Raw genomic sequence first — 13,993 nt, forward strand, 5'->3', positions numbered from 1 at the left:
TCCTTATCTTTTGAGATACAGCAGGGAGGGCGTTTAAGCTTTTTGCTTTGCTGTAATCAGTTTCTTCATTGCCGTAGGGACCCCTCTGGCAATGGCGGCCTCAGGACTCAGCCAAATGCCCTTCAGTTCAATACTGAGCTGTTCTTTTTGGTCGTGTTCCACGTGGAACAGCCGCTCATTCAGTAACCAGGTAAAATGGGTAAAGCTATGGCTAATCTGCAACGATGATACTTGAGCTTGCAATTTAAAGTGCTGCTCAATCTGTTGTAATTCGGTTGCTTGCTCAATGATCGGCAGGCAGTATAAGCCGCCCCAGAGCCCATGGGCTTCCCGTTGTTGCCACAGCCATTCATCACCTGACTGAATCACTAATAGATTCGCTGTTCTGACCGGAACCGGTTTCTTGGCTTTTTTAAATGGCAGTTCTTGTTCTAAGCCTTGTTGATAGGCTTGACAGTGTTGCTGCATCGGACAATATAAGCACAACGGTTTTTTCGGGGTACATATGGTCGCCCCCAGGTCCATGATCGCCTGCGTGTAATCATGGTTGCGTTCTTTTGGACAAAGTTCTTCTGCAATTTGCCACAGGGCCCGTTCGTGTTGCGGTTTAGATAGATCATCTTCAATGGCAAAAAAACGCGCTAAAACGCGTTTAACATTGCCATCCATAATCACGCCATACTGGCGTAAACCGAGTGACATCAGTGCTCCAGCGGTTGAGCGCCCAATGCCGGGTAATTCTATCCATTGTTCGAGTGTTTCTGGAAATTTACCTTGCTGGCTGACAATGCCTGCAGCTTTATGCAGGTTGCGTGCACGGGCGTAGTAACCGAGTCCTGCCCAATAGGGTGCGACATCATCCCAACTGGCCTGCCCCAGATCTTTGACAGTTGGAAAGCGTTCAATAAAACGACCGAAATATTGCAGTACCGTTTTGACCTGGGTCTGTTGCAGCATGATTTCTGAGACCCAGACCGTGTAAGGATCATCGGCGATTTGCCAAGGTAAGTCATGGCGACCGTGTTGGTCGAACCAGTGAAGCAGGGCATCAGAAAATGAGAAATCAGGCATGAATCAGGTCAGTAAAAAGCAGGGCTGTAGTATAGCGGAAATGCGGCTTTTTGCGGCGTTAAAATTATGTTGAAACATAAACAGGGTATAGATCGCAAAGTATTTCAAACTTGTATTAAATTTCAGTCGTTATTTGTGTTTGGGTAGGCGGCATGGATGCCGCCCGTTGAGCTGTAGTATCAGGGAAGTACCATCAGCTCAATAGAGGATTTTTGCCTACCTTGCGGAGTATACTCCTCACCTATGAAAAGTAAGTCATCGAAGACATATGCTGAAATTCGATCAGAACTCGCTACGACTCTGTAATGCAGTCCAACAGTCAGCATCCATACCGCCTTGGCATGAGCTTAAATATCAGGAGGATGTTGACTAGGATTGACGTTTTGAAAAATCATTTACCGATTATTTCAAATGTTTATCTAACAGCTCATACATTGCTTCAAGCCCTTGGCGCTCTGCTTCTGCGTTATAACCCAAGTCAACATTATTGGCTTTGGCGCGTTCATCCGCAAGCGGGTTACTGAAACCATGCTTGGCATCTTCAAAAATAATCACTTCATGGTCGACTTCAGCATCATGCATTTCCTGACGGAAGCTGGCCACATCATCTAAAGTGACCATACTGTCCAGTTCACCATGCAGGACTAAAATCTCGGCCTTGACCTTGCCTTTTTCAGCCGGTGCTTTCGGGCTTAAGACTGCGTGAAAGGTCGCAACCGCTTCGATTTCTGCGCCTGAACGAGCCAGATCCAGCACCACCTTGCCCCCATAACAGAAACCAATGGCCGCCAGTTTTTCAGCATTGACTTCCGGTTGTGTGGCTAAAGTCTGTAGACCTGCCTGTGCACGCTCTACAATGGTCTCTGGTTGTTCAAAGGTCTGGTTCATCCACGCCGATGCTTGCGGTACAGCTGTCGTGACTTTTTTATCGCCATACATATCAATCGCGAGCGCGGCAAAACCATGCGCTGCCAGCTCACGTGCGCGCTGTTCGGTATATTCATTACGGCCCCACCATTCAGGCGCAACAATCACCCCGGCAACAGCCTGATCGGTGACGGGTGTTGCGAAATAACCAACCAAGCGTTGGCCGTCTGGAGCGGTATATTCAATTTCACGGGTATTGATCGAAAAGCTCATACGATAATCCTGATCTGTATTGTGAGAATGCATTGATTAAAACATAAAAAAGCTCAATTGAAGATATGGTCAAACAATAGATGCCGCGGTCTGGATTTTGCTCAGGCATAAAAAAAGAAGAATACGGAGATTCTTCTTTTTTTATTATAGGGGTTAAATCCTTAGACTTTACCTCGTGATATAAAGCCGACAATGGCTAGAATCACCGCTACAACCAGCAAGATTACAGCGAAATCTTTCGATAAACCGGCAACACCACCAAAACCTAATAAGCTGGCAATGAGTGCGATTACAGCAAAAATAATGGCCCAACGGAACATGTCGTGTTCTCCTAATTTTTCGTTATGAATCTAATATAGCGTGGGTTTTTTGAACAAAATGTGGTGTTTCTGTGGTTCAAATGTTTAATACTTAAAGAAATGTTAAGTGAAAAAAAACAGATTGAAAGAAAGAGATGGGGTAGCAATGCTATAATCATAAACTCGCTTGAAATAGAAACAACTGGTATGTCCGTCGAACTGCGCCCTAACTTCTGGAAACAATATTCGCTTGATCAGCTTAATCAGGCGGAATGGGAAGCATTGTGTGATGGTTGTGGTTTATGTTGTCTGGTCAAACTGGAAGATGAAGAGACTGCCGAAGTTGCCTATACCAAAGTGTCATGCAAATTACTGGACTGTAAAACCGCGCGTTGTTCGGATTATCCTAACCGTCAGCAGCAAGTACCGGATTGTATCCAGCTTACCCCAGAGCGGCTCACCACGATTTCATGGTTACCGCCGAGCTGTGCCTACCGTCGCTTGAGTGAAGGCAAGAATTTGCCCTCATGGCATTATTTAAATACCGGTTCGCGTCAAAGCGTGATACGGGCCAAGAAATCTGCTGCGGGACGTTGTATCTCCGAAAGCGAGATCGATGAAGAGCAGATCGAAGACTATATCGTGCGTTGGGTGCGCTAAGGGCATATTGAACCCGATGTTCAAAATCTGCTTTGCATAAAACAACATTTTTACAGTATTTTGATGGGCATATCTCCTTAAGATGAGTCTTATAACGAGGGAGATAAGCAATGAATAAAGTATTGATAACACCTTTGATATGTAGCAGCTTTTTATTTTTGTTGGCCTGTGGCCCCAACAATACCAATTCCAAAACCCCTGATCAAAATGCTGAGCAGCAGACCTCGTCCACTACCGCACAGCAGAGATACCGCACTGAGACGGTGGCTTCATTTAATGAGCCTTGGGCAATCGCCAGTTTGCCTGATCAGCGTTTGCTGATTACCGAGCGCAAAGGACAACTAAAATTATTTGATCCGAAAACCAAGACCAGCCTGAATGTTTCAGGTGTTCCGGTGGTGAGTTATGGTGGACAGGGTGGTCTTGGCGATGTGATATTGCATCCCGATTTTCAGAAAAATCACTGGCTCTATTTGAGTTATGCCAGCAAGGGACAAGGTGGATACGGCGCGGAGATTGCACGTGCCAAACTGGATTTATCCAACCCGCAGCAACCTAAACTGACCGAGGTAAAAACCATCTGGCAGCAAGTACCGAAGGTTTCGGGACAAGGGCACTATGGCCATCGCATGCTGTTTGGTTCAGATGGAAAGTTGTGGGTCAGTTCAGGGGAGCGCCAGAAGTTTGATCCAGCTCAGGATTTAAAAACTAATCTCGGTAAAGTGTTGCGCCTGAACGATGATGGCACCCCTGTGGCTGGTAATCCATTTCAGCAGCAAGGTGGCGTGTCGGCAGAAATCTGGTCACTGGGTCATCGGAATCCACTCGGCATGGCCTTTGATGAAAACGGACAACTCTGGGTGGTCGAAATGGGACCTAAAGGTGGTGATGAGCTGAATCTGATCCTGAAAGGGGCCAACTATGGATATCCAAAAGTCTCCAATGGCGATCATTATTCTGGTTTGCCAATTCCTGACCACAGTACCCGTCCCGAGTTTAAAGCTCCGGCAATTGACTGGACACCCGTGATTTCACCATCCAGCCTGATCATTTATTCAGGTCAGCAGTTCCCCTTATGGCAACATAAGGCAATTATCGGTGGATTATCTTCCAAAGCGATTGTGGTGGTGGACCTGAAAGCTCAACCGGTGCAAGAGATTCAGCGACTGGAGATGAAACAGCGGATTCGTGGTTTGCATCAGGCTCAAGATGGTTCGATCTGGGTCATTGAAGATGGTCCACAGGCCAAGTTACTTAAACTCAGCGCTTCTTAACGATTAACTTAAAGTGAAATGATCCATGCTAAATTCAAAACGTCTCTCTAGACCTGTAAAACAATTGCTTGTATTTGCAGGACTTCTATCTGGCAGTGCGCCACTTTGGGCACAACAGTTATCCGAGCAGCAGGTTCAGGCGATCGTTGATCAGCAATTTAAACCGCTTTTACAGCAATACAAAATCCCGGGAATGGCAGTTGGGATCACCCTGAATGGACAACATTATTTTGTCAATTATGGCGTGGCTTCCAAACAGAGCCAGCAACCCATCCGCAACAGTACCTTATTTGAACTTGGCTCGGTGAGTAAGACTTTTAATGCAACCCTGGCAGGCTATGCACAGGCACAAGGCAAACTGTCATGGTCTGATCATCCTGCCAAATATTTCCCTGAATTGAAAAATAGTGCAGTGAATCGTGCCACCTTATTGAATCTGGGCACCTATACTGCGGGCGGTTTTCCGTTGCAATTCCCTGATGAGGTAGTTCAGCAACAGGAGATGATCAAGTATTTTCAGGCATGGCAGCCGAAGACCACCGTTGGCGCTGCGCGTCAATATTCCAACCCAAGTATCGGCTTGATGGGCTATGTCACGGCCTCGGCAATGAAAAAGCCCTATACCGAATTGCTGGAAAAAACACTTTTCCCTCAGTTAGGTCTGAAACAAAGTTTCATTCAGGTGCCTGAGCAGCAGCTGCCGAACTATGCATGGGGGTATAAGGCGGATCAGGCCATGCGTGTATCGCCTGGAATGTTTGATGCTGAAGCCTATGGTGTGAAAAGTAGCAGCGCGGACATGCTGAAATTTCTGGATGCACAAATCAATCCGCAACAGTTGCAGCAGCCACTGCGGAAAGCCATTGAAAATACCCATGTCGGCTACTTTAAAGTCGGCGCGATGACACAGGGTCTGGGGTGGGAGCAATATGCCTATCCGGCGAAATTGGAAACCCTGTTACAGGGTAATTCCAGCAAAATGGCCTTAGAAAGCCATGCAGTGACTCCCATCGCGCAGCCAAAAATTGCTCCAGCAGCGACTTTCTTCAATAAAACCGGTGCGACCAACGGTTTTGGTGCTTATGCCGCCTTTATTCCACAACAAAAGATCGGCATCGTGATGTTGGCCAATACCAATTTCCCGAATGAAGAACGGATTAAAGCCAGCTACCACGTGATCCAGCAACTGCTTCAGCACAACAGTGCGCAATAGAATGACGCAGTGAGTGCAGATTCAAATTGTAGATTTGTGTCAGACACAATAGACTAGGATAAAACAGCATAAAGCCATTGATGATGTCAGATACGCATATTCCTTTACCTGAACGTTTACGTCCTCGTGATTTGTCAGAAATTATCGGACAGGATCATTTACTGGGCGACAACGCACCTTTACGTCAAATGATTGATCAGGGGCATTTGCCTTCGATTATCTTCTGGGGACCGCCTGGGGTAGGAAAAACCACGATCGCATTATTACTGGCGCAAGCGGTGGATCGTCCTTTTGTGAGTCTGTCTGCGCTGAATACGGGCGTGAAAGAGCTTCGGGAAGTGATTGCCGAAAGCGGTGATCTGTTGACCCCTGTGGTGTTTATTGACGAAATACATCGCTTCAACAAGTCGCAGCAAGATGCCTTACTCAATGCTGTTGAGAAAGGCAAAATTACCTTGATCGGTGCGACCACAGAGAATCCTTCCTTCGAAGTAAACAGTGCGTTGCTGTCGCGCTGTCAGGTCTATACCCTGAACAGTCTGGATGCAGACGCGATTCAAACCTTGCTGAATAAAGCGATTCAAACGGATAAGTTTTTAAAAGAGCGTTTTATTCATATCGAAGAATATGATGCGCTGATTCAATTCGCAGCGGGTGACGCGCGCAAGGCACTGAACCTGATTGACCTGATCGCCAGTACTTTTGAGCCTGACGTGGAAAATATGGTCACCAATGCGATTGTGGTCAAAGTGGCGCAGCAAAATATTGCCCGCTATGACAAATCCGGTGAGCAGCATTACGATCTGGTGTCGGCATTTATCAAATCCATTCGCGGGAGTGATCCGGATGCAACGTTGTACTGGATGGCACGTATGCTGAAAGGCGGTGAAGATCCGGTGTTTATCGCACGTCGAATGTTGATTGCTGCATCGGAAGATATTGGTAATTCTAATCCCAATGCCTTGTTGCTGGCGGGTGAATGTTTCCGTTCAGTACAGGCGGTGGGCATGCCAGAAGCACGGATTATTTTGGGCCAATGCGCTGTTTATCTGGCGACCAGCCCGAAAAGTAATAGTACTTATCTGGCGATTAACCGTGCCCTGGAGCTGGCAGAAAAAACGGCGAACTTGCCTGTGCCTTTACATCTGCGCAATGCACCGACCAAGTTAATGAAACAGCAGGGCTATGGCGTCGATTATCTCTACCCGCATAATTATCCTGAACATTTTGTATTACAGGAATATTTGCCACCTGAGCTACGCGGTACCAAGCTGTATGAGCGTGCCCTGAATAAGCGTGAAGTTGAAGGCGAACGTTTACAACAGCGCCGTTGGCAGCAGCAAGATCAGCAACAATAAATTATCTCTAGTTTTATAGCGCTGGATGGTCACAGCTTTGGCGATCCAGTGCTGCATTACATCAATTTCATTTATTCATAAAAACAGCTACATCTCTCACATTCTTTTTGGCTTATCGTGGTTTTAAAGAGCATAGCGAGACGGCAGATGAGTAGCAGAACAATCAATATTTACGGCGCGCGGCAAAATAATCTTAAAAATATTTCATTAAAAATTCCCAAAAACAAAATCGTTGTGTTCACGGGTGTTTCAGGTTCAGGTAAATCTTCACTGGTTTTTGAGACCATTGGCGCCGAAGCGCAACGCCAAATCAATGAAACACAGGACAGTTTTGTGCGCAATCGCTTGCAGCATTTTGGTGTGGCGGATGTCGATAAAATTGAAAATCTGAATGTTCCCGTGATCATCAACCAGAAGCCGTTGACCGGAAATATCCGCTCGACCATCGCGACCATTACCGATATATATGCCAATTTGAGGTTATTGTTTTCACGCATGGGTGAGCCTTTTGTGGGCTATTCGCATATTTTTTCGTTCAATCATCCCAATGGCATGTGCCCGCAATGTGAGGGGATTGGTCTGGAACAGACCATTGATATCTATAAAATTCTGGATCTAGACAAATCACTGAATGAAGGCCCAATCGACTTTCCGACCTATCAGCCACATGCCTGGCGCTGGACCCGTTATGCCGACTCGGGTTATTTTGATCTGGATAAAAAGCTTAAGGATTATGATGCCGAAGAGTGGGAGCTTTTCTTACATGCAGCGCAGCATAAACCGCGCCATCCTCGCCAAGACTGGAGAAAAACCGCCTTATATGAAGGTCTGATCCCACGGTTTGAGCGCAATTTTCTAAAAGGTGAAGCCCAAGAGCGTAACCGTTATCGCCATATTCTGGACAAGGTCATTATTGTCAAAAAATGCAGTCTCTGTCAGGGACAACGTCTGAATCAAACTTCGCTGAGCTGTAAAATACAGGGTAAAAATATTTCCGACTGCACCGCCTTATCGGTGGCTAAATTGCTGAATTTTATCGATTCGATCGAGAATGAAAAGCTGGAGACGGTATTACATGAGATTCGCAATAAACTGCATTATCTAAATCTGGTTGGGCTGAGTTATCTAACGCTAGATCGGGTCAGTAATACTTTATCGGGTGGCGAGTCGCAACGGATCAAAATGGTCAAGCATCTAGGCAATAGTCTGGTCGATCTGCTCTATATTTTCGATGAACCCAGTATTGGCCTGCATCCTAAAGATCTGGAAAATATTATCCAGATCATTCAAAAAATCAGGGACAAGGGCAATAGTGTGCTGTTGGTAGAACATGACCCAGACCTGATCCGGATTGCGGATCATGTGATTGATATGGGACCTTTTTCCGGAAAAAACGGTGGTGAAGTAATTTATCAGGGTAGTTTTGCCGATCTGAAAAGCTCCTCGGGTTTAACCGGACAGTTTTTCCAGCGCCCCAATCACTATAAACAGATCCCACGCAGCAGTCCGGAAAAAGTGACCATAAAAAATGCGCGGCTCTTTAACCTGAAGAATATTCGTGTCGATATTCCCAAGCATTGTCTGACGGTGGTAACGGGCGTTGCGGGCTCAGGTAAAAGTACACTGATGAGCAAAGTATTACCGCAACAATATCCGGAAGTCAAAATCATTGATCAATCCGCCATAACTACAACGATCCGGTCAAATTTACTGACTTATCTGGACCTGCTGGACAGCATTCGCCAGTTATATGCGCAACAGAATAAGGTCAGCGCGAAACTGTTTAGTTTTAACAGTGAAGGGGCCTGTCCGCAGTGTAAAGGTTTAGGGATTGAGAAAATTGAGCTGGCCTTTCTGGATGATGTCGAAATGGTCTGTGAGGTCTGCCATGGCTCAGGCTATGCAGCGCAGGTCCTCAACTATCTTTATAAAGACAAGAACATTGCCGATGCTTTAAAAATGACGGTGGCAGAGGCGTATGAATTTTTTGAAGAAGCCAAATTAAAGCAACAATTCAGGACCTTGATGGATTTAGGACTGGACTATATTGCTATCGGGCAACGCCTGAATAGCTTTTCCGGTGGAGAGCGACAACGCCTGAAACTCAGCCGTGAGCTTAACCAGAGCGATAATATTTTTATACTGGACGAGCCGAGTACAGGTTTGCATCCGTCTGATACGGTTAAACTGATCCAGCTGCTAAATCGCATCGTTGATCAGGGCAACACGGTTATCGTGATTGAGCATAATCTGGAAATCATGACACAGGCAGACTGGATTATTGATATTGGCCCATTGGCGGGTGAACAGGGCGGAGCACTGATGTTTGCAGGTCCTGTGAGCCAGTTATTAGCACATACCGAATCTTATACGGCGCATTATTTAAGAGATTATTTAAATCGCTAATAGAAAAAGATGGCAGGGTCTACCAGCAAGTCAGGCTCATGTCATCACTTGGTATCGAGCATGATATTTTTGTAAGCGGCCCCTAGACACTCTGGATAAAAGGTCGCATCATCCCCGCTTATCAAGGATGATCAAGCTTCAGCATGACCACAAACAAAATTAATGCAGCGGAAAGTATCCGGGGCTTGGCATGTCTCGCCGTTGTGTTATCACATTTGTCATTAACCTTCTTTCCCCAGATGCATAATTTTGGCTGGAGCAAGGTTCCCGGATATCCTGTTTTTGCACAATTACATCATTCTCCCTTGGCCTTCTTTTATTCAGGCACCGGCGCGGTTTTTGTCTTCTTTGTCTTAAGCGGCTTTGTCTTGGCCTTGTCCAGTTTTAAAAAACAGAATACCGCCATTCAGCTGAAAAAGTCACTGATCAAGCGTTATCCGCGTTTGGCCATCCCGGCATTTGTCTCTTGTATCATCGCCTATCTGGTCTGTTTTGTACCGGTTGATGTGTCGCATGTTTCAGAATGGGGGGCTGCTTTAGCCAATCCTCATCCCCAGCTGACCACGGCACTTTATGAGGGCAGTATCGGTGCATTTCTGTTTGGAGATTCAAGCTACAACTGGGTGTTGTGGACCATGCAAATTGAATTGCTTGGCTCATTGGTGATTTATCTGGCCAGTTTCCTATATGGCAAACAGCCGATTTTATCTGGCCTCTTTTTGCTCCTCAGTGTTGCAGCCGCTTCCATGATTTCGCAAACCGTATTGCTTGGCATACTCAGCTTTATTTTGGGAATGGGGCTATTTCTCTATGCGGCAGAGTTAAGCACCGCTATATCTATACTGTTGTTTTTATTAGGACTGTATTTTTGCGGGGCACATAATAGTAGCTTGAGCTATCAGTTGTTTAGATCATTTCTGGGCGAACAGACCTACGATTATTTGAATTTTCTTGGTGGCTTTCTAGTTGTGTATGCTGTGTTAAAAGGCAAATGGCTGGCCCGGTGTTTTGATCGACGTGCCTTGGTGTTTCTGGGCAAAGTGTCTTTTTCAATTTATCTGATTCACTTGGCGATCCTGTATGCGTTGGGGATTCCATTCTTTAATCTTTTACATGTGCAGCTGGCGTTCTCTTATTTCAATGCAGGATTGCTGGCGAGCCTGTTTACGATGTTGGTCAGTATCGTTTTGGCGCAGTTATATAGCCGTTATATTGACGATGCCGCGATTAAGCTATCGAACAAACTGGCGAAATTATTTTAATCTTTAGGATAAGATCAGATTCTTTGCCATAACCCTTAAAAAATTGAACAAACATTACAAAAATAATCAGTGAATGCTTTCTATTCGGGGCAGAATCAGTTTTAATCAGAAAGGCATAATAAAAATATGGGTTTAAAAATATGAACCGTAACCATCTACGTCAATGTGCATGGGTCACTTCTTTTTCAATTGTTCTATCAGGCTGTGCAACGTCATCCATCCCCGTCAGTTCCAGCGAAAAACTGTTTTATGGTGGGCCGATTCTGACCATGTCGGGCAATAGGCCTGAATATGCAGAAGCACTGTTAGTGAAAGATGGAAAAATCCGTTTTGTGGGTGCAAAGCAGCAGGCTGAACGCTTGGCAGATAAAACTGTTCAAACCATTGATCTCAAAAATAAAACTTTATTGCCCAGCTTTATTGATGCGCATAGCCATGTGAATATGGTGGGTTTTCACCAGATGGTCGCCAATCTATATCCGCAACCTGATGGACAGGTCTCGGATATCAATTCACTGGTGAATGTGTTGAATCAATGGAAAGCCCAGAATCCAGCTGTGATTAAAACCATGGGCGGCTGGATTTTGGGGAATGGCTATGATGACGCGCAACTCAATGAAAAAAGACATCCTACCGCAGCCGATCTCGATCGCGTCTCAACCGAGCAGCCGGTGATGATTCTGCATCAATCCGGACATCTGGCTTCTGTAAATCATAAAGCACTTGAATTGCTGAAGATTGATCAGAATACGCCGAATCCAGCGGGTGGCGTGATTCGCCGTGAAGCCCATTTAAATGTTCCCAATGGCGTGTTAGAAGAATCCGCTTTATTTAGCGCCATTGGCTCAATTTTTAAAGATGTACCTCCTGCGGTAATGTTCCAGATTGCAGAAAAAGGCATAGATGCCTATGTGAAAAATGGTTTTACCACCGTGCAGGAAGGGCGGGCAGATCAGGGCACCACGGAAATGTGGCACGCTCTAGCCAAGCAGAATCGACTGCCAATAGATGTGGTGTCTTATCCGGATATTACCACCAGTGAGGACTATATGCTCAAACAGGGCAGCAGCCATCACTATGATCAGCATTTCCGTATTGGTGGCGTGAAAATCAGTCTGGATGGCTCACCTCAGGGCAAAACTGCCTGGCTGACACAACCCTATGTCGTGCCACCCGAAGGCAAGGATAAAAGCTATAAAGGCTATGCGGCAATCAGCAATGATCAACAGGTGAAGGATTATATCAATTTAGCCTTTAAACAAGGCTGGCAAGTCCTTGCGCATGCCAATGGTGATGCGGCCATTGACCAGTTCATTAGAGCAGTGAAAGATGCGACTACGAAACAAGGACCAGCAGATCGGCGCAGTGTACTGATCCATTCGCAAACCATTCGTGATGATCAGCTGGATCAGCTTCAGGCCTTAGACATTATTCCTTCCTTCTTCTCGCTACATACTTTTTACTGGGGAGACTGGCATCGTCAGCAAACCTTAGGCGAAACTCGAGCTGCCCATATTTCGCCAACCGCAACGGCTTTAAAAAAGCATCTGATCTTTACCGAACATCATGATGCACCTGTGGTACCCCCGAGCAGTATGATGATGCTCGATGCCACGGTAAACCGAGTCACACGGAGTAATTATGTTTTGGGGGCAGAGGAGCGCATTAGCCCTTATCTGGCATTAAAGTCCATGACAGACTGGGCTGCCTATCAATATTTTGAAGAGCAGCAGAAAGGAACATTAGCCCAGGGTAAACTGGCAGATCTGGTAATTCTAAATCAGAACCCGTTGACTGTCCCAAGTCGAGAGATTAAAAACATTAAGGTGTTGGCAACCTATAAAGAAGGCAAACTGATTTATCAGGATATAAGAAACTAAAGACATAAAAAAACCGAGCCATTTAGCTCGGTTTTTTTATGCGATCTAAGCTCAGCTTAGATGTCATCTAGGTTAATGCCTAAACGTGCCGCAACTTCTTCATATGCTTCGACCACACCACCTAAACCTTGGCGGAAACGGTCTTTATCCAGTTTTTTCTTGGTATCTTTATCCCATAAACGGCAACCGTCTGGAGAGAATTCATCACCCAATACGATACGGTCGTGGAACACGCCGAATTCAAGTTTGAAATCGACCAGAATCATATTACCCGCATCGAATAATGCCTTAAGCACATCATTGACCTGGTAAGTGAGTTCTTTCATTTTTTCCAGCTGTTCAGCAGTCGCCCAACCTAAAGCAATTGCTTGAGATTCGTTCACCATTGGATCGCCAAGCGCGTCATCCTTGAAGAATAACTCAAATGTTGGTGGTGTTAATTCCTTACCTTCTTCAACGCCTAAACGACGGCAAAGTGAACCAGCAGCATAGTTACGAATAACGCATTCCACCGGAATCATCTGAAGTTTTTTAACCAATACTTCAGTTGGAGAAAGCAATTTTTCAAAATGCGTTTCAATACCTGCTTCAGCCAGTTTATCCATGATGAAGGCGTTAAAACGGTTGTTGACCTTGCCCTTACGATCGAGTTGCTCGATTTTTTCGCCATTGAATGCCGAGGCATCATCACGGAAGACTAAAATCAGGTGATCAGCGTTATCTGTTTCATATACAGATTTAGCTTTACCAGTATAGAGCAAGGTTTGTTTTAACATGAGGGAACCTTTTGAAAAAAATGCCTAGTAAACGACTAGGCTGGCCAGTTTTGGTAAATCTGGGCTAATACTTCCGTTGCAACCGCAGGGTCTGCAAAGGTTGTATCAAGTTTGAACAATGCAATGGTATTGCTTGAGCCAACAGCCGTAAGCTTGAGTAGATAGTTTTGCTCACCGACTTGAATGGTTGCTTCATAGCCATGATCTGCCTGAGAGATGACTTTGTAGTTGAGGCTGCTCACCGTTGCAAAAGTATATTGCCAAGCCGTTGCAGTCGGACCATCCACTTTCAGCAATGGATTTTTATTTCCGTCCATCACCAGTTGTGGGCGACCCAGGCTAGTTGCTGTCGCTTCAGTTGTGTTGCTAGGTGCAGTTTGCACTGACTCTGGGCGAGGAAGTGCATAACGGTTGCCGGTCTTGTTTTCAAATGTCGGCGCATGTTCAATCGCAAGCGGGTCAACCGTTGGTGCCGGATACAATGGCGTAAATGGTCTTACCGTTGCATTCTCAGGGAACTTGAGTGGTTCAAGCGCTTGCGCTTTTTTATAATCTAAAGAATGATTATTGAGGGCAAAACGACCACAACCAGCCAAACTTAAAGCTGAAATGACTAGGACAACACCAAGACGTAATTGCATCATAAATTGCTCG

Annotated in this window: 12 protein-coding genes; 7 read left to right on the plus strand and 5 right to left on the minus strand. The window is 45.6% G+C overall.

The annotated features are described in order from the left end of the window. Positions 1–33: 33 nt before the first annotated feature. The 3 genes from mutY to ACINWC323_RS19620 form a co-directional block, all read right to left on the minus strand. A complete protein-coding gene (mutY, locus tag ACINWC323_RS15475) occupies positions 34–1,071 on the minus strand; it encodes an A/G-specific adenine glycosylase (protein ID WP_009508808.1) in 1,038 nt (345 codons plus the stop codon). 402 nt (positions 1,072–1,473) lie between these two features. Then, positions 1,474–2,211 (minus strand): dienelactone hydrolase family protein, encoded by a 738-nt coding sequence (locus tag ACINWC323_RS15470; protein ID WP_009508827.1) that lies wholly within the window; start codon positions 2,209–2,211, stop codon positions 1,474–1,476. Between the two features lie 161 nt (positions 2,212–2,372). Further along, entirely contained in the window at positions 2,373–2,531 is a 159-nt protein-coding gene (locus tag ACINWC323_RS19620) for a DUF1328 domain-containing protein (protein WP_004776391.1), read from the minus strand. Between the two features lie 186 nt (positions 2,532–2,717). On the opposite strand from ACINWC323_RS19620, the gene ACINWC323_RS15460 reads away from it, so the two are divergent. From ACINWC323_RS15460 to ACINWC323_RS15430, 7 genes are all read left to right on the plus strand, one after another. After that, positions 2,718–3,170 carry a YcgN family cysteine cluster protein gene (locus tag ACINWC323_RS15460; protein ID WP_005282236.1) on the plus strand — a complete coding sequence of 151 codons (453 nt, stop codon included), beginning with the start codon at positions 2,718–2,720 and terminating at the stop codon, positions 3,168–3,170. Between the two features lie 110 nt (positions 3,171–3,280). Next, positions 3,281–4,444: a PQQ-dependent sugar dehydrogenase gene (locus ACINWC323_RS15455; RefSeq protein WP_009508906.1), complete on the plus strand. Its 1,164-nt coding sequence runs from the start codon at positions 3,281–3,283 to the stop codon at positions 4,442–4,444. 25 nt (positions 4,445–4,469) lie between these two features. Then, the gene (ampC, locus tag ACINWC323_RS15450; protein ID WP_009508908.1) at positions 4,470–5,657 is read left to right on the plus strand and encodes a class C beta-lactamase; all 1,188 of its coding nucleotides are present in this window, start codon (positions 4,470–4,472) and stop codon (positions 5,655–5,657) included. Between the two features lie 83 nt (positions 5,658–5,740). Continuing rightward, positions 5,741–7,015 carry a replication-associated recombination protein A gene (locus ACINWC323_RS15445; RefSeq protein WP_126687574.1) on the plus strand — a complete coding sequence of 425 codons (1,275 nt, stop codon included), beginning with the start codon at positions 5,741–5,743 and terminating at the stop codon, positions 7,013–7,015. Between the two features lie 147 nt (positions 7,016–7,162). Next, positions 7,163–9,421, plus strand: a complete 2,259-nt coding sequence (locus ACINWC323_RS15440) for an ATP-binding cassette domain-containing protein (RefSeq protein WP_009508852.1) — start codon at positions 7,163–7,165, stop codon at positions 9,419–9,421. Positions 9,422–9,564: 143 nt separating this feature from the next. After that, positions 9,565–10,683, plus strand: coding sequence for an acyltransferase family protein (locus tag ACINWC323_RS15435; protein ID WP_009508847.1), 1,119 nt, complete (start codon positions 9,565–9,567; stop codon positions 10,681–10,683). A 140-nt stretch (positions 10,684–10,823) separates the two neighbouring features. Further along, positions 10,824–12,563 carry an amidohydrolase gene (locus ACINWC323_RS15430; protein ID WP_009508871.1) on the plus strand — a complete coding sequence of 580 codons (1,740 nt, stop codon included), beginning with the start codon at positions 10,824–10,826 and terminating at the stop codon, positions 12,561–12,563. Positions 12,564–12,619: 56 nt separating this feature from the next. On the opposite strand, the gene purC is transcribed toward ACINWC323_RS15430, so the two are convergent. Next, positions 12,620–13,339 carry a phosphoribosylaminoimidazolesuccinocarboxamide synthase gene (gene purC / locus ACINWC323_RS15425; RefSeq protein WP_005260273.1) on the minus strand — a complete coding sequence of 240 codons (720 nt, stop codon included), beginning with the start codon at positions 13,337–13,339 and terminating at the stop codon, positions 12,620–12,622. 35 nt (positions 13,340–13,374) lie between these two features. Next, the gene (locus ACINWC323_RS15420; RefSeq protein WP_005228071.1) at positions 13,375–13,980 is read right to left on the minus strand and encodes a hypothetical protein; all 606 of its coding nucleotides are present in this window, start codon (positions 13,978–13,980) and stop codon (positions 13,375–13,377) included. Positions 13,981–13,993: the final 13 nt, after the last annotated feature.

Origin of the sequence: Acinetobacter sp. WC-323, assembly GCF_000314615.1 — a bacterium.
GTDB classification, from domain to species: Bacteria; Pseudomonadota; Gammaproteobacteria; order Pseudomonadales; family Moraxellaceae; genus Acinetobacter; species Acinetobacter courvalinii.